Annotated in this window: 17 protein-coding genes; 5 read left to right on the top strand and 12 right to left on the bottom strand. The window is 68.2% G+C overall.

Annotated elements, in window-relative coordinates:
• Positions 1–67: 67 nt before the first annotated feature.
• Genes G6N28_RS08480 through G6N28_RS08460 form a run of 5 tightly spaced genes read left to right on the top strand, consistent with a single transcriptional unit; the run spans position 68 to position 3,323 of the window.
• Positions 68–376, top strand: coding sequence for a nucleoid-associated protein NapA (locus G6N28_RS08480; protein WP_046752892.1), 309 nt, complete (start codon positions 68–70; stop codon positions 374–376).
• Positions 377–412: 36 nt separating this feature from the next.
• Entirely contained in the window at positions 413–871 is a 459-nt protein-coding gene (locus G6N28_RS08475; protein ID WP_179962041.1) for a LytR C-terminal domain-containing protein, read from the top strand.
• Positions 872–881: 10 nt separating this feature from the next.
• Positions 882–1,568, top strand: coding sequence for a superoxide dismutase[Cu-Zn] (gene sodC, locus G6N28_RS08470; RefSeq protein ID WP_163899351.1), 687 nt, complete (start codon positions 882–884; stop codon positions 1,566–1,568).
• A complete protein-coding gene (locus G6N28_RS08465) occupies positions 1,549–2,682 on the top strand; it encodes a glutamate--cysteine ligase (protein WP_163905989.1) in 1,134 nt (377 codons plus the stop codon). The genes sodC and G6N28_RS08465 overlap by 20 nt, the downstream gene beginning before the upstream one ends.
• A 2-nt stretch (positions 2,683–2,684) precedes the next feature.
• Complete coding sequence (locus G6N28_RS08460) at positions 2,685–3,323, top strand: LON peptidase substrate-binding domain-containing protein (RefSeq protein WP_163899349.1); 639 nt, start codon at positions 2,685–2,687, stop codon at positions 3,321–3,323.
• Between the two features lie 20 nt (positions 3,324–3,343).
• On the opposite strand, the gene G6N28_RS08455 is transcribed toward G6N28_RS08460, so the two are convergent.
• The 12 genes from G6N28_RS08455 to G6N28_RS08400 form a co-directional block, all read right to left on the bottom strand.
• Positions 3,344–3,628 carry a type VII secretion target gene (locus G6N28_RS08455; RefSeq protein WP_163899347.1) on the bottom strand — a complete coding sequence of 95 codons (285 nt, stop codon included), beginning with the start codon at positions 3,626–3,628 and terminating at the stop codon, positions 3,344–3,346.
• 61 nt (positions 3,629–3,689) lie between these two features.
• Complete coding sequence (locus G6N28_RS08450; protein ID WP_163899345.1) at positions 3,690–4,487, bottom strand: SAM-dependent methyltransferase; 798 nt, start codon at positions 4,485–4,487, stop codon at positions 3,690–3,692.
• A complete protein-coding gene (mnhG, locus tag G6N28_RS08445) occupies positions 4,474–4,836 on the bottom strand; it encodes a monovalent cation/H(+) antiporter subunit G (RefSeq protein WP_163899343.1) in 363 nt (120 codons plus the stop codon). The genes G6N28_RS08450 and mnhG overlap by 14 nt, the downstream gene beginning before the upstream one ends.
• Complete coding sequence (locus G6N28_RS08440) at positions 4,833–5,120, bottom strand: monovalent cation/H+ antiporter complex subunit F (protein WP_163899341.1); 288 nt, start codon at positions 5,118–5,120, stop codon at positions 4,833–4,835. The genes mnhG and G6N28_RS08440 overlap by 4 nt, the downstream gene beginning before the upstream one ends.
• Positions 5,117–5,650 (bottom strand): Na+/H+ antiporter subunit E, encoded by a 534-nt coding sequence (locus G6N28_RS08435; RefSeq protein ID WP_163899339.1) that lies wholly within the window; start codon positions 5,648–5,650, stop codon positions 5,117–5,119. Before G6N28_RS08435 ends, G6N28_RS08440 begins: the two co-directional genes overlap by 4 nt.
• A complete protein-coding gene (locus G6N28_RS08430; RefSeq protein ID WP_163899336.1) occupies positions 5,647–7,245 on the bottom strand; it encodes a Na+/H+ antiporter subunit D in 1,599 nt (532 codons plus the stop codon). Before G6N28_RS08430 ends, G6N28_RS08435 begins: the two co-directional genes overlap by 4 nt.
• Positions 7,242–7,715, bottom strand: coding sequence for a Na(+)/H(+) antiporter subunit C (locus G6N28_RS08425; RefSeq protein WP_163899334.1), 474 nt, complete (start codon positions 7,713–7,715; stop codon positions 7,242–7,244). Before G6N28_RS08425 ends, G6N28_RS08430 begins: the two co-directional genes overlap by 4 nt.
• Complete coding sequence (locus tag G6N28_RS08420; RefSeq protein ID WP_163899332.1) at positions 7,712–10,606, bottom strand: Na+/H+ antiporter subunit A; 2,895 nt, start codon at positions 10,604–10,606, stop codon at positions 7,712–7,714. The genes G6N28_RS08425 and G6N28_RS08420 overlap by 4 nt, the downstream gene beginning before the upstream one ends.
• A gap of 159 nt (positions 10,607–10,765) precedes the next feature.
• The gene (locus tag G6N28_RS08415) at positions 10,766–12,871 is read right to left on the bottom strand and encodes an acyltransferase family protein (RefSeq protein WP_235674508.1); all 2,106 of its coding nucleotides are present in this window, start codon (positions 12,869–12,871) and stop codon (positions 10,766–10,768) included.
• 46 nt (positions 12,872–12,917) lie between these two features.
• Positions 12,918–14,201, bottom strand: coding sequence for an ArsB/NhaD family transporter (locus G6N28_RS08410; protein WP_163899330.1), 1,284 nt, complete (start codon positions 14,199–14,201; stop codon positions 12,918–12,920).
• Positions 14,202–14,213: 12 nt separating this feature from the next.
• A complete protein-coding gene (locus G6N28_RS08405; protein ID WP_235674507.1) occupies positions 14,214–14,714 on the bottom strand; it encodes a CBS domain-containing protein in 501 nt (166 codons plus the stop codon).
• A 128-nt stretch (positions 14,715–14,842) separates the two neighbouring features.
• Positions 14,843–15,331 (bottom strand): DUF1707 domain-containing protein, encoded by a 489-nt coding sequence (locus tag G6N28_RS08400; RefSeq protein ID WP_163899328.1) that lies wholly within the window; start codon positions 15,329–15,331, stop codon positions 14,843–14,845.
• Positions 15,332–15,352 lie beyond the last annotated feature (21 nt).

Raw genomic sequence — 15,352 nt, 5'->3', positions numbered from 1 at the left:
CCCGTGATTGAATGATCGCCGAACCACAGCGATGTAATTTCGATTGTCGGAAGGGTCCAGGAGCGAGATGGACGGCGCGATCGCGCGGACTGAGCAATCCGGGGACGTCTCTGATTCCAGCGATGGGCTGACCCGCCGAGAGCACGATATTTTGGCGTTCGAACGCCAGTGGTGGAAGTACGCCGGCTCCAAGGAAGACGCCATCAAAGAGCTGTTCTCGATGTCGGCCACCCGCTACTACCAGGTGCTGAATGCGCTGGTCGACAGGCCTGAGGCGCTGGCAGCCGATCCGATGCTGGTCAAGCGGTTGCGCCGGCTGCGGGCCAGCAGGCAGAAGGCGCGTGCGGCACGACGGCTCGGCTTCGACGTCACCTGATCTTCGTCGGCCCGACGGGCCGTTACAGTGGGCGCAATGAACCAGCGAAACTCCTCCGGCCTGCCGCTGCGCGCCATGGTGATGGTGCTGCTGTTCCTCGGCGTGGTGTTTCTGCTGGTGGGATTTCAGGCGATGGGCTCCGACAGCGACGACGACGACCAGTCGACGATCGCCACGAGCACCATCACCACGACGGCGAGCCCGACGAAGGCGGCCGAGCCGGCGCGGGCCGACGTACGCGTCTACAACATCTCCGAGGTCCAGGGGGCCGCGGAAGGCACCGCCAACCGGTTGCGGGAGGCCGGCTGGGACGTCACCGAAACCGGGAACCTGACCCTTCCGGACGTGGCCGCGACCACCGTGTACTTCAGCGACGCCCCCGGCGAGCAGGAAGCCGCCGATGAGGTGGGCAAATTGTTGGAGGCACCGGTGGAACCGCGGCTGCCTGAACTCGCCGAGCAACCGCCGGGCGTGGTTGTAGTCGTCACCGGCTAGGCTCTTGCCCATGCTCAAGACCGTCGCTGCAGCCGCCTTGTTTGCCGTCCCCGCGCTTGCCATGAGTGCATGCGCCGCGCCCGAACAGCCCAGCGATACGCCGGGCACCACACCGTCGATCTGGACGGGCTCGCCCTCGCCGACCGCCGCGCCCGGCGCGCAGGAGCAGGGTGAGGCCACCGAGAAGCTGACCGCGGATCTGAAGATGGCCGACGGAACCACCGTGGCCACCGCCGACTTCGAGTTCGCGAACGGATACGCCACCATCACTGTTCAGACCACCGAGACGGGCAAGCTGACCCCCGGATTCCACGGCATGCACATCCACTCCCTCGGGAAGTGCGAGGCGAACTCGGTGGCGCCGACCGGCGGCGCGCGGGGCGACTTCAATTCCGCGGGTGGACATTTCCAGGTCTCTGGCCACACGGGCCATCCCGCCAGCGGTGACCTCACCTCGCTGCAGGTGCGCGAGGACGGTTCGGCGCTGCTGGTGACGACGACCGATGCGTTCACCGCCGAGGACCTGCTGGAGGGCGAGAAGACCGCGATCATCATCCACGAGAACGCGGACAACTTCGCCAACATCCCGCCGGAGCGCTACCAGCAGGTCAACGGAAACCCGCCGCCCGACGAGACCACCCTGGCGACCGGCGATGCCGGAAATCGCGTGGCGTGCGGTGTTATCGGCACCGGCTAGCAGCCACATAGATTTCGCCGGGTCGCCTCGGCCGACTGTCGGGGTGGAGTGGGAGTTCGCGCTCGTCGACGCCGAAACGCGCGATGTGAGCAACGAGGCCACCCAGGTCATCGAGGAGCTCGGTGAGAACAACCCGCGCGTACACAAGGAGCTGTTGCGCAACACCGTCGAGATCGTCACCGGCATCTGCGATTCCGTGCCGCAGGCGATGGACGATCTGCGTGAAACGCTGGTGACCGCACGCAGAATCGTCCGCGACCGCGGGATGGAGCTGTTCAGCGCGGGCACACACCCGTTCGCGAAATGGTCGCCGGGCAGCCTCACCGACGCGCCGCGCTACGCGGAGCTGATCAAGCGCACCCAGTGGTGGGGCAGGCAGATGCTGATCTGGGGGGTGCACGTGCACGTCGGCATCTCGTCGGCGCACAAGGTGATGGCGATCAACACCTCGTTGCTCAACCACTACCCGCACCTGCTCGCGCTGTCCTCGTCGTCGCCGTTCTGGGACGGCGAAGACACCGGGTACGCCTCCAACCGGGCCATGATGTTTCAGCAGCTGCCGACGGCCGGGCTGCCGTTCCACTTCCAGACGTGGGCAGAGTGGGAAGGCTTCGTCCACGACCAGAAGAAGACCGGCGTCATCGACCACATGAACGAGATCCGTTGGGACATCCGGCCTTCTCCGCACAAGGGGACGGTGGAGATCCGGGTCTTCGACGGCGTGTCCAACCTCCGCGAGCTGAGCGCGCTGGTGGCACTGACTCACTGCCTGGTGGTCGACCTCGACCGGCGCCTCGACGCCGGCGAGCGGCTCCCGACGATGCCCCCGTGGCACGTGCAGGAAAACAAGTGGCGCGCAGCGCGTTACGGGCTTGACGCGGTCATCATCCTGGACGCCGACAGCAATGAGCGGTTGGTCACCGAGGATCTCGACGAGCTGCTGACCCGGCTCGAACCGGTGGCCAAGTCGCTGCACTGCGCAGACGAGCTGGCCCGCGTCGCCGACATCTACCGGACAGGCGCGTCCTACCAACGTCAGCGCAGGGTCGCCGAGGAGAATGACGGCGATCTGCGCGCGGTGGTCGACGCGCTGGTGGCCGAGTTGGACATCTAGCCGTGGCGGCGATACCGATGTTTCCGCTCCAGGTGGCGATGCTGCCGGGAGAAGACTTGCCGCTGCGGATCTTCGAGCCGCGGTACACCGCGCTCGTCTCGGATTGCCTGGCGATGGACGACCCGTCGTTCGGGGTCGTGCTGATCGCGGCCGGCCGCGAGGTCGGTGGCGGTGACGTCCGCAGCGACGTCGGCGCGATGGCCCGCATCGCCGAGTGCATCGACAACGGCGCCGGCCGCTACCGACTGCGGTGTGTCATGGGTGAGCGGATCCGGGTGCTCGAATGGCAGCCCGACGACCCCTATCCGCGGGCCGCCGTCGAGCCGTGGCCCGACGAGCCCGGCGAAGCGGTCGACGTCGACGCGATCCGCGACGTCGAAGATCGCATCGTGGCGTTGTACGACCGGATCGCCGCCGCCCGCGGCGCCGAGGTCAACGCACGCGACATCGTGGCCGGCGCCGACGCGTCGGGGGACGCAGGAACGTGGTTGTACGCGTTGAGTTCCCGGCTTCCGATGGGGCAGGCCGACCGGTACGCGGTCTTGGCGGCGCCCACCGCGGCGGCGCGGTTGGCGGTGCTCGGCGACGCGCTCGAGACCCTCACCGCGATGGTGGAGTTCCAACTGTCGTCGGGGGACTAGCTTTTCGGATCTAGCAGACTCTAGAAGATTTCGTCGAGGCTTCCCGCCAGTTCCGCGTCGGTGACCTCGTACCCCTCGCCGGCCCCGCGCACCGCCCGCCCCAGCTCGGTGAGGTTCGCGGCGATGGCCTCGGCCCGTTCGGCCAGATGGGCACCGACGAGTCGCACCGCCCACCGGGTGGTGGAGCCGGGCAGCCCGTCAGCCGCCGAGCTCGTCTTGTCGCCGACGTCGGCTTCGCGGACGGTAGCCGACGCCGCGTCCACCTGACCGGCGAGCACGCGCAGGATCTCCGGATCAACCAGCATGGCCTGCACGTTACCGGCGGTCGGGACCGTCGATGCGCACCAAATTTCGTACCAGGGAAGCTCAGCAGACCAGCCGGGCGTCGATGAACTCGGTCCGAGGTGTGGTCAGATCGGGCTGATCGGGACCGCAGCGGCCGTAGCGATCCATCAGGTCGGCCGCCGTGGTCGTCGTGACCTCCCAACCGTGTTCGGTCAACCAGCGCGGGACATCGCTGCGCTGCTCGCGGCGACCCGCACCGAACGACTCCACGGCGACGCGGCTACCGCTCACGCTGAGTTCCTGAACCCGTTCGAACAGCAGGTCTCGGCCCTCGGCGGGCAGATCGGACAGCAACCCTTCCGCTGCCAGGGCTAACGGCTCGGTGTCGTCGAACCCGGCGTCGCGCAACGCTTTCGGCCAGTCCTGCTGCAAGTCGACCGCCACCTGGACGTAGCGGGCCCCTGGCTGCACATCGTTGGCGCGCAGCGTCTCGGCCTTGAACGCCAGCACGTCGGGGCGATCGATCTCGTAGACGACGGTTTCCTCCACCCACGGCAGCCGCCACGCCCGCGAATCCAGCCCGGCCGCCAGGATCACCATCTGCTCGATGCCGTAGGCGCCCGCGGCGATGAAGAACTCGTCGAACCACTTCGTACGGGATGCCGCGTAGTCCGCGATCGAGCGGATCCGGTCCATCACGTGGGTGGGCGGCAACTGCCAGCCCCGCGCCTCGGCGGCATCGAGAAACATCTGCGCATACGGGTCGGTGAACAGCGGACAACCCGAGTCGCTCTCCTGCGCGCGCAACCACGCCACACCCAGCTCGGTCTGGTCTACGCCCTCGGTGTCGTGCCTGCCGTCGTCGTCAGCTCTCCCCATTGTTGTCGAGTTCCCCGTCGACGACCGCTTCACGCATCTCATCCTTGGTGAGCAGGTCATCGCGGAAGCTGTGCTCACGGTATGCCAGCTGTCCCACCCGGTTTGCGATCACCGGGGCGGTGATCACCGCGAACAACCCGGTGAGGATCAGCATGCCGACGTCGGCGTTGCCGCGCAGCCTGATCGCCGCCCCCGCGAGCACCAGCAGCAGGCCCAGCGTCTGCGGTTTGGTCGCGGAGTGCATGCGCGTCAAGGTGTCCGGGAACCGGACGATGCCGATCGCGGCGGTCAGCGCCAGGGTCGAGCCGCTCAGCACCAGCACGGCGGTGACGACGTCGGCGACGTTCATCGCATCCCCCGTCCCCCGCGCGGACGCTCGACGTCGCGCACGCGGAAGCGTGCCACGCTGATCGTGCCGACGAATGAGATCAACGCGATCGCGGCCATGGGATAGGTGACGGTGGAGTCCTGGCTGAACGCCGCCCAGGTCCCGATGCCGCACATCGTCACCGCCGTCAGGGTATCCAAGGCGACCAGCCGGTCCAGCGTGCTCTGGCCTCCCAGCATCCGGTACATCGTGACCACCGCGGCCGCGCTGATCAGCACCCCGGCGATCATCCACACGTAACTCACGCGGCCTCCTTGTCGGCCGCCGGCCGCCAGTCCTCGTCGCGTTCCAGCGCCGTTTTCAACAGCCGCTCCAACATCGCCATCTGGTCGTGGAACTCCCGGATGGCGCGGTCGGTGCGGGCGTTGAGCACGTGCACGTAGACGACCCGGCGCGCCTGGTCCACCTCGAGCGCGATCGTGCCCGGGGTGAGGTTGATGAGGTTCACCGCCATCGCGAGCACCAGATCGGATTTCAGCGCGAAGTGGGCTCGCAACACCGCGCTGACCGGTGGCGGTCCCGGCCGGACGGCCAGCCACGCGACCTGGATGGATGAGCGCACCAGCCAGTAGGCTATCTGGATGATCAAGCGCAGCAACGACAGCGGGTGCACCTTCCCCTCGACCGGCACCACCGGCAGCGGCAACAGCAGCGTGATCACCAACGCCACCACCAGGCCGCCGACGAAGTTCGCCGCAGAGATGCTGCCCCACAACAACATCCACACCAGGATCAGGCCCAACAGCACGCTCAGCCGGAGCAGCACGGCCCTCATCGATCCGCCCCCAGCACGGTGCTGATGTACAGGTCGCGGTTGAGCACTTGATCGGCGGCGCGTTCGCTGTAGCCGAAGATCGGGCCCGCGAACACGGTCAGGGCCACGCCCACCAGGATCAGCGCACCGGTGGGCACCAGCATGCTGACCGGCATGCGGCCGACGTGCAGGCGATCGGCGAACTCCACGTCCTCCGAATCGTCGAGCAGCACCGTCGGGGTCGCCGCCGCCAGGTGCCCCTCGGGGGCGTCGGTGCGGGTCCGCCAGAACGCCTTGGTCCACACGCGGGTCACGACGTACAGCGTGAGCAGGCTGGTCACCACGCTGCCGCCCACCAGGATCCAGGCCAGCACCGAACCGCTGTCGGCGCCCGCCTGCATCAGCGCGACCTTGCCGATGAAGCCGGAAAACGGTGGTATGCCACCGAGATTGAGTGCAGGTACAACGAAGATGAACGCCAGCAGCGGGCTGGCCGCGGCCAGCCCGCCCAGCCGCTGAAGCGTGGACGCGCCCGCTTGCCGCTCGATCAGACCGACCACCAGGAACAGTGTCGTCTGCACCACGATGTGGTGGGCGACGTAGTAGATCGCGCCGGCGGTACCGAGATCACTGGACAGCGCGATACCGAACACCATGTACCCGATGTGGCTGACGAGCGTGAACGACAGCAGACGTTTGATGTCGCTTTGGGCGATCGCGCCCAGTATCCCGACCAGCATGGTCACCAGCGCGGCCACCAGCAGCACCGGGTCCAGCCCGCCGTCGGGGAACAGCAGCGAGTGCGCCCGAATGATCGCGTACACACCGACTTTGGTAAGCAGGCCGGCGAACACCGCGGTGACGGGGGCGGGGGCGGTGGGGTAGGAGTCCGGCAGCCACGCCGACAGCGGGAACACCGCGGCCTTGACGCCGAACGCCACCAGCAGGACCGCGAACATCGCGGTGCGGGTGCCGCTGCTGACGTGGTCGAGGCGCACCGCCAGTTCGGCCAGGTTCAGCGTCCCGGTGGCCGCGTACACGAATCCGATGCCGAACAGGAAGATCATCGACGAGACCATCGACACCATGACGTAGGACGCGCCCGCGCGCACCCGGTCCTCGCTGGCGCCGATGGTCAACAGCACGAAGCTCGCGGCCAGCAGCACTTCGAAGCCGACATACAGGTTGAACAGGTCACCGGCGAGGAACGCCATGCACACGCCCGCCGACAGCACCAGATAGGTGGGCAGGAAGATCGACACCGGCTGGCGCTCGTCGCCGTCGCGGATACCCTGCCCGATCGCGTAGAGCATGACGGCGAGCAGCACGATCGACGACACGACGAGCATCAGCGCCGACAACCGGTCGACCACCAGCGTGATGCCCAGAGGCCCGATGCCCGAAACCGTTGGCCCCCAACCGCCGACGTGCAATGCCATGGTGCCGCTTCCGTCGGTGAGCCAGAGCAGCAGCGAACACACCACCACCACGGCGGTCAGCGCGAGCGTGGTGATGAGGCGCTGCAGCCGAACCCGCCGTCCCGCCAACAGCGTCATGGCCGCCGCGAGCGTCGGGATCAGCACCGGCAACGGCGTCAGCACACCCCCGAGCGTCATCGCGACCCCTTGTCCCCGGGCAGCGCGTCCAGTTCGTCGGGCGCGTCGGTGTCCTTGTACAGCCCGGGTGGCTGCGGGCGGTCGGCGTCGATGGTGGTGGCCTCCTCGTCGGACAGTCGAGACACCCGGGTGTCCTCGGGGTCGTCGCTGACCTCGTCGGCCGTCGTCAGCTGGTAGGACCGGTAGGCCAACGCGAGCACGAACGCCGCCACACCCATGGTGATGACGATCGCGGTCAGGATCATCGCGTGGGTCAGCGGGTCCACGGCGTGCTCGGAGCTGTTGGAGGTGGCGCCCCGGATCGGTGGCCTGCCCGACTTGCCGCTCGCGAACAGGATGAGCAGGTTGACGGCGTTGCTGATCAGCAGCAGCCCCATCAGCATCCGGACCAGGCTGCGTTCCAGGAGCAGATACACCCCGGCGCTGGTGACCCCGCCGATCAGCACGAGCTGGACGATGTAAGAGGTCATTCGACACGCACCTGCGATCGGCGGGCGGGGCGCGACTCGGCCAACTCGACGTCCAGGCGGGCGCCCAGACTGCGTAACACGTCGAGAACCAGGCCGAGCACGATCAGGTAGACCCCCGCATCGAAGAACAGTGAAGTGACGAACTTGACGGTGCCCAGCACCGGCACGTCGAACTCGATCAGCGCCGACGACAGGGCCGGTGCGCCCAGCAGCAGTGAGCCGACCGCGGTGCCCGCAGAAAGGGTGAGTCCCGCGCCGAGCACCCGGCCGGCATCGAACGGCAGCGTCTCGCCGAGTTCGTAACGGCCGCCCGCGATGTAACGCAGCACCACCGCCAGCCCGGCTGTCAACCCGCCCGCGAACCCGCCGCCGGGGGTGTTGTGCCCGGCGAAGAAGAAGTACACCGACAGCACCATGATCAGCGGGAAGATGATGCGGGTGGCCACCTCGAGCACCAACGACCGGTGTTGCGGGTCGCGCAGGTCGCTGCCGCGCAGCCAGGTGGTGTCGCCGACGGCCGGGCTGATGTTGATGAACGACGCGATCCTGCCGATGTCGGGCTGGCCGGCGTCGGCCACCCGCGGTGGGGTGCCGAACCGCCTGTGCCGGAACACCATTGATGTGACGCCGGTGGCAGCCACCAGCAACACCATGATCTCACCCATGGTGTCCCAGGCGCGGATGTCGACCAGGAGCACGTTGACGGTGTTGGAGCCGTGGCCGCGGTAGTACGCGGCGTCGGGAAGCAGCGCCGACACCGACACCCCGGTGCGGGCGGCGGCCGCGAAGCTCGCAACCGCGGTGACGGTCGCACCGACGGCCAGCGCAAGTACGGCACGCGGCAGCCGGCGCGCGCTGACGTTGGCCTTGTCGGCTTCTGCGGGCAGCGTCCGCAACACCAGGACGAAGATCACCAGCGTGAGCGTCTCGACCAGGAACTGAGTCAACGCCAGGTCGGGGGCACCGTACAGCGCGAAGATCGCACCGCAGCCGTAGCCGGTGACCCCGACCAGCAGCGCGGAGGCCAGCCGGTTGCGCATGACGGTGAGGCCGAACGCGGCGGACAGCATGACGAAACCGACCACCGTGTGCAGCGGGAGGTCCCACAGCTCGAAGTTCGGGCGGTCGCGGGCACCGATGGCCAGCCCCACCGTCGGCACCGCGACGAGCGTGGCCAGGATCGCCGACTGGGTCGCGGGAATCGATCCGCGCTGGGTCACCGCCGTCACCCGCACCGCGAGCACGTCGAGGGCGCGGATCACCGCGTCGTACATGTGGTCGGCATTGCCGAGGGGCGTCGGCGCGGTGCGCATCCGCCGCAGTTGCTCGCGGCCGACGTAGGCGGCCGCACCGACGGCCACCACGAGGGCCGACAGCAGCAGCGGCAGCCCGAAGCCGTGCCAGAGCGCCAGGTCGTAGTCGGCTCCGCCGGGGACGGTGTCGGCGTAGCCGTCGAGGACGGTGTCGACCCGGGACGGCCACAGCCCGAAGACCAGCCCGGCCACCGCCAGAACGCCCGGCGGGATGAGGAAGGTGACCGGGGGGCGGTGCAGCTCGGCCACCCGCTTGCTCGGTTTGGCCAGCCCTTTGCGGCCGAACGCGCCGAACAGGAACCGCAGGCTGTAGATGGTGGTGAACACCGAGCCGAGCACGATGCCCGCCAGCACGAACGGCGCCGCCGCGCCAAGGGACGGGCTGTGCAGCACGGTCTCGAAATCGGCCTCCTTGGCCACGAACCCGAAGAACGGCGGCATCGCGGCCATGCTCGCGGTCGCCAGGATCGCGATGACCAGCAGCGGCCTGGCCCGGTCGCCCAGCCAGGCCAGCCTGCGGATGTCGCGGGTGCCGGTGGCGTGGTCGATGATGCCGACGACCATGAACAGGCTGGCCTTGAACATCGCGTGCGCGACGAGCATCGCCAGCCCGGCCAGCATCATGTCGCTGCCACCGCCGCCGACCATGACGGTGATCAACCCGAGTTGGCTGACCGTGCCGAACGCCAGGATCAGCTTGAGGTCGTATTCGCGCACGGCGCGCCAGCCGGCCAACAGCATGGTCAGCACGCCCAGGCTGAGCACGAGGGGACGCCAGATCGGCGAATCGGCGAACCCCGGCGCCATCCGCGCGATGAGGTAGACGCCCGCCTTGACCATCGCCGCGGCGTGCAGATAGGCGCTGACCGGGGTGGGGGCGGCCATCGCGCCGGGGAGCCAGAAATGCAGCGGCACGATGGCCGACTTGGACAGCGCGCCGACCAGCACGAGCACCAGGCCCACCGATGCGGCCATCCCGGTCGGCGGGGCCGCGATCAACTCCGACAGCAGGTAGGTGTCCGCGACGGTGCCGAGCACGACGATGCCCACCAGCATCGCCAACCCGCCGAACGTGGTGACCAACAGCGCCTGGGTGGCGGCGCGGCGGCTGGTGGCCCGCTCGGCGTAATGGCCGACCAGCAGGAACGACAGCACGCTGGTGAGCTCCCAGAACACGTAGAGCACCAGCATGTTGTCGCTGACGACGAGCCCGAACATCGTGCCCGAGAACGCGACCATCTCCGCGGCGAAGCTCGGCAGGCGGTTCTCCATCTTGCCGTCGCGGCGATGGAAATAGGGTCCGCAGTAGAAGAGCACCAGCGCGCCGATGCCCAGCACCAGCACGCTCATGATCGCCGCCAGCGAGTCGAAGCGCAGCGTGATGTCGATCGACAGCTCGGGCACCCACACCACATCGGTGGTTCTCGCCTGGCCGGGCGCCGGCCAGTTCAGCGCCACCCAGGCCAGCGAGCCCAGCGGCACCAGCGACAGCGGATAGAACGCGTTGCGACCCCACCGGTACACCAAGAGCGGCGCCAACGCGGTGGCCACCGCGTGGGCGAGCAAGATGGCGAGCATGGCACTCCGATCGGGTCGTCTGATCGGCAACAGCGTCAGGCGATGTGCGGATGGCGGGGTGTCAGCCGGTGTCAATGGCTAAGTCGGAAGCCATTCTACGTGGGCCGATGCCGTGCCCGCGCACCGTCATCCGGCGGCCGGTGTGATATTGGGGTGTCCTCACCACCACCCGGTGGCGTCGGAAAGTTGGCGACCCAGCTCGTCGGCGAGCGTGCGCACATAGGTCGACGAGAGGTGATGGGCGTCGTGGTAGACGAGCACGTTGCCCTCGACGGCACGGCACACGTCGAGCCGGCACACCGCATCGCTCAGGTCGAGTATCGACATCGACCGGTAGCGGTCGAGGTGGTCGAATGTCGGGTTGTGTTCGGCAAGCGCCTCGTGTCGCGGCAGCCCGCATGATTCGGCGTCACCGCCCTCGGCCAGGCAGTCCACCGGCGCCACGAGAGCCCCGTCCCGGAACATCCACGGGGTGTCGCGCATGCCGAGAATCGCGATGTCGTTGGCGTCGAGCTCGTCCCAGACGCCGAGATATCCGTCGGGCACGAGATCACCGGGCCCGTGGGGATGCGGCCGCGTCGTCGTGGTGAACACGAAGTCGGGCGCATCGGCGATCAGCGCCGCCATGGCCTTCTTCACCCAGGACCGGCATTCGGGGTAGGGCTCGTGGGTGACCGCGTTGCGCGGATCGTCGTCGGTCGTCAGCGGGCAGCCCATCTTCAGGTACGTCACGACGCGGAAGCCGTGCCGCACACCGAGCAGGTCCAGCGCCGCGATCCAATGCTCGGAGTGTGAACCGCCCGCCAGCGCGATGGTTCTCGTCGCGCCGGGGTCGCCGTAGGTGCAGCGGATCACCTCGGTGTCGGCGAACTCGGTGATGCAGCCGTCGATGGTGGTGGCGGGAAGATCCTCGGCCGCCTCCAGGATCGTGGGCCGCATCGGCAGGTCCGGCACCCGCATCGGTTCGAGAACCGCGCGGGCACCGGGATAGTCGCGCGGCGCCAGCGACTGCAGTTCGTTGCCGTTGGCCCGGATGTCGGCGATGTGCTTGCGCCAGCCGAACGCCGAAACGCACACCGCAACCGCCAGCGCGACGACAACGACGGCCATCGTCGTCGTCAACCGGCGCGGCCGGCCCTGAACCGGTTGTGTGGCGAGGGCCGTGGCGCTGCCCGGCTTGCGCAGCGGATCCTCCACAAGCCGCAGGGTCAGATAGGCCAGCAGCAGGGAGGCCGCGAACACGAGCAGACCGCCGCGCAACCCGACGGTGTGGCGGTCCAGGAATGCCATCGAGAAGATGAGCAGCGGCCAGTGCCACAGGTACAGCGCGTACGCCATGGCGCCCAGCGTGACCAGCGCGGGAGTGGCCATCAGCCGGTTCGGCCACGGCAGGTTGGCTTCGGTTCCCGCGCCGCTGAGGATCAGCAGGATCGTGGCGCCGACGGGGACGAGCGCCCACGGTCCGGGGAACTGTGCCGCGCCGTCGATCAGGATGCCGCAGCCGAAGAGCATGGCAACCCCGGTCAACGCGGCCGCCACCCGCAACCAGCCGGGCATGCGGACAGCGGAGATCACCGCGGCGGCCAGCACACCGGCCAGCAGTTGCCAGGCCCGGGCGAAGCTGTCGTAGTAGGCACTGGCCTGGTCGACGTGGTGGGCGAACACCGCATACGCGAACGAGGCGACGGTGGCCACCGCGGTGACCGCGACCAGCACCCGGCGTCGCCGCGCACCCCAGCCGCCTCTCCCGGTGGCGACCGCCACCAGCCAGGCGATCAACAGCATCGCCACGAAGAACTGGCCCTGCACCGACATCGACCAGATGTGCTGCAGCGGGCTGACGTTCTGGTCGGCGCGAAGATAGTCGCTGGACGTCAGGGCCAGATACCAGTTCTGGTAATAGCCGAGGCTGGCCAGGCTCTGATCGGCGAACGTCTCCCACCGGGTCTGCGGCTGGACCAACACCGTCAGCATCGCCGAGGCCGCGAGCACCACCACCAGCGCCGGGCACAGCCTGCGCACCAGCCTGATCAGCGCGCTCGGCAACGGCTCGTCGGCGCCGGGCTCGGCGGCCTGCCGCAACAGCCGGCCGCCGAGGAAGAACCCGGAGAGCACGAGGAAGACGTCGACGCCGCCGGAGACCCGGCCGAACCAGATGTGGTAGACGACCACCAGCGCGATCGCGATCCCGCGCAGCCCGTTGAGGTCATCGCGGACCCGACGGTGCACCGTTCGGGCAGCGGGATACGACTTGACGGCGGGCACGGGAATTCCTATCGGGCGGTCGAGCTTCGCCCGGTCAGCAGGTGGCTCAGAAATATCGAAGCCAAACGTACACCCAGGCCAGCAGGGTCGAGAGAAGTGTCACGACGATGCCGTAGCGGGTGAACCGCCAGAAGCTGATGGTGTGACCGGCGCGCTGGGCGATGCCGATGGCCACCACGTTGGCGCTGGCCGCGATCGCGGTGCCGTTGCCCGAGAAGCAGGCGCCGAGGGCGAACGCCCACCACAGCGCCCTGCCGGTCTCGCCAACGGCCTCGGCGGCCAACGGTTCGACCACAGGCGCCATCGTGGCGGTGTAGGGGATGTTGTCGATGAACGCCCCGAGCACGGCGGAGCCGAACAGCAACCCGGTGGCGGCCATGAAGAAGTTGTCACCGAAGAACGACACCGCGGCGTTGCCGATCCAGCCGATCACCCCGGTGTGCACCAGGCCGGCGACCATCACGAACAGCCCCATGAAGAACACCAGCGTCGGCCACTCGACCTCGGGCAGCAGGTCGCCGACGTCGACGTTGGTGACCATCAGCATCACGCCCGCCCCCAGCAGTGCGACGATCGACGGGGCGACGTGCAGCACCGAGTGCAGGCCGAAGCCGACGATGACCAGGGCCAGCACCGCCATCGAGCGGGCGAGCAGGCGAGCGTCCCTGATGGCGCGGCGCTCCTGCAGGGCCATCACCTTCTCGAGCTGCATGTGGTTGGTGTGCAGGTCTTTTCGGAACAACAACCTGGTGAAGAAGACGAACAGCACGAAGATCACGACCACCGCGGGCGCCATGTGGATCAGGAAGTCGTTGAAGGACAAGCCTGCCCGGCTGCCGATGATGATGTTGGGTGGGTCGCCGATCAGCGTTGCGGCGCCACCGATGTTGGACGCCAGCACCTCCGCGATGAGGAACGGTTGGGGCGCGATGCCGAGCCGGTCGCAGATCACCAGCGTCACCGGTGCGACCAGCATGATGATCGTGACGTTGTCGAGCACCGGCGAGGCCACCGCGGTGATCAGCATCAGCATCACCATCAGCCGAAAAGGCTTGCCCCTGGACCGCTTTGCCGCCCAGATGGCCAGGAAGTCGAACAACCCGGTCTGTTTGACGACGCCGACGATGATCATCATGCCCAGCAGCAGGAAGATGACGTTCCAGTCGATGCCCTTCTGGTCGGAGTAGAAGACCTGCGCGCCCGGGGTCAGCCCGAGCAGGGTCATCAGGCCCGCGGCGACCAGAACCGTCTTGACCTTGTTCGCGCGTTCGGTCGCCAGGAACCAGAAGGCGACGACGAATATTGCCAGCGCCAGTAGTGGTGCCAGCACGAGCGAGACGATTCAGTCGTTGGGCCCGGCCACGGCCAAGCTGGTGAGCAGCCGCTCCAAGGTAACGGCGCCGACGAGCCTGCCCTCGCCGTTGACGACGGCGATCAAGGGACTTCGCTTGGTGGCCATCACCGTGGCGACCTCGAGCAGCGTGGCATCGGGCGCGACGGTCACCGGCTTGGCGACCGGGGTCGGCAGGCAATCGCCGACCGTGAGCTTGCCGGGGCCGTGCCAGAACAGGTCGGCGTGGATCTCGTCGACGGTGCGCACCAGCGCCGGGTCGTCGCGGTAGGACTCGGGGATGGCCAGTCGCAGCACCTGGGTGCCGGGCAGCACGGCGACCGGAATGTCGTCGTCGTCGACGACGACGAGCCCGGGCAGCCGGTTGACCACCATCAGCTGCACGGCCTTGGACACCGGGTCGTTCATCCGGACCGTCGGAGGGGTGACCGCGATTTCATGTGCCTGCATGACGATCTTCCATCGGGTTCCGTGGGTGTCGGCGAGTGTCATGGTCGTCGTTCTCCGATCGGTTCGTCGACCCGTTGACCCGACTGAGCTGAAAACTCCGCGCGCCCGTGACGTGCTGGTGACCAGCGGGGCGAACACCTACGTGAAAGGGTAGTCGACCGGGGAGGGGTTCACGGCCGGAATCGACAGACTGTCGGCATAGAGCCGAGTTCGGTTGCCGTGCTGTGTGATTCGAGTGTTCGTGATCGCGTCGTCGGCACCGACAGCGTGTGGCCGAGCACGCCGATACCCGCGCCGAGGATCGGCCAGATCGGCCAGAAGTACCAGGAGCCCGCGGTCAGGCCGACCGCCAGCCACACCGTGAGCACGATCGCGACCATCGTCAGATAGCCGGCCAGGTGCAGCCGGACGCTGCGCCTGACGGCCCGTCTGCGCGCTTCGTGGCGACGCGGATCGTTGCGTTTGAGCCGCTCGACCGGCAGGTCGGACGTCAGGTGGCGCAGCTGCGCGCGGGTCTCGGCGGCGAACGTGGTCTGCAGCCGCGACTCGTACTCGTCCATCGCGAGGTAGCCCTGGGCGAGCGCCAGGCCGAGCAGGCTCGCGGTCTTCTCGCGGTCGTGATCGCCGGCGCGGACCTCGGCGGTGTGGGGGGCGGTCATGGCGGGACCTCCTCGATCTTG

Origin of the sequence: Mycolicibacterium pulveris, assembly GCF_010725725.1 — a bacterium.
Classification (GTDB): Bacteria; Actinomycetota; Actinomycetes; order Mycobacteriales; family Mycobacteriaceae; genus Mycobacterium; species Mycobacterium pulveris.
Note: the sequence above shows the minus strand (reverse complement) of the source record. Positions and strands in the feature narration are given on the sequence as shown.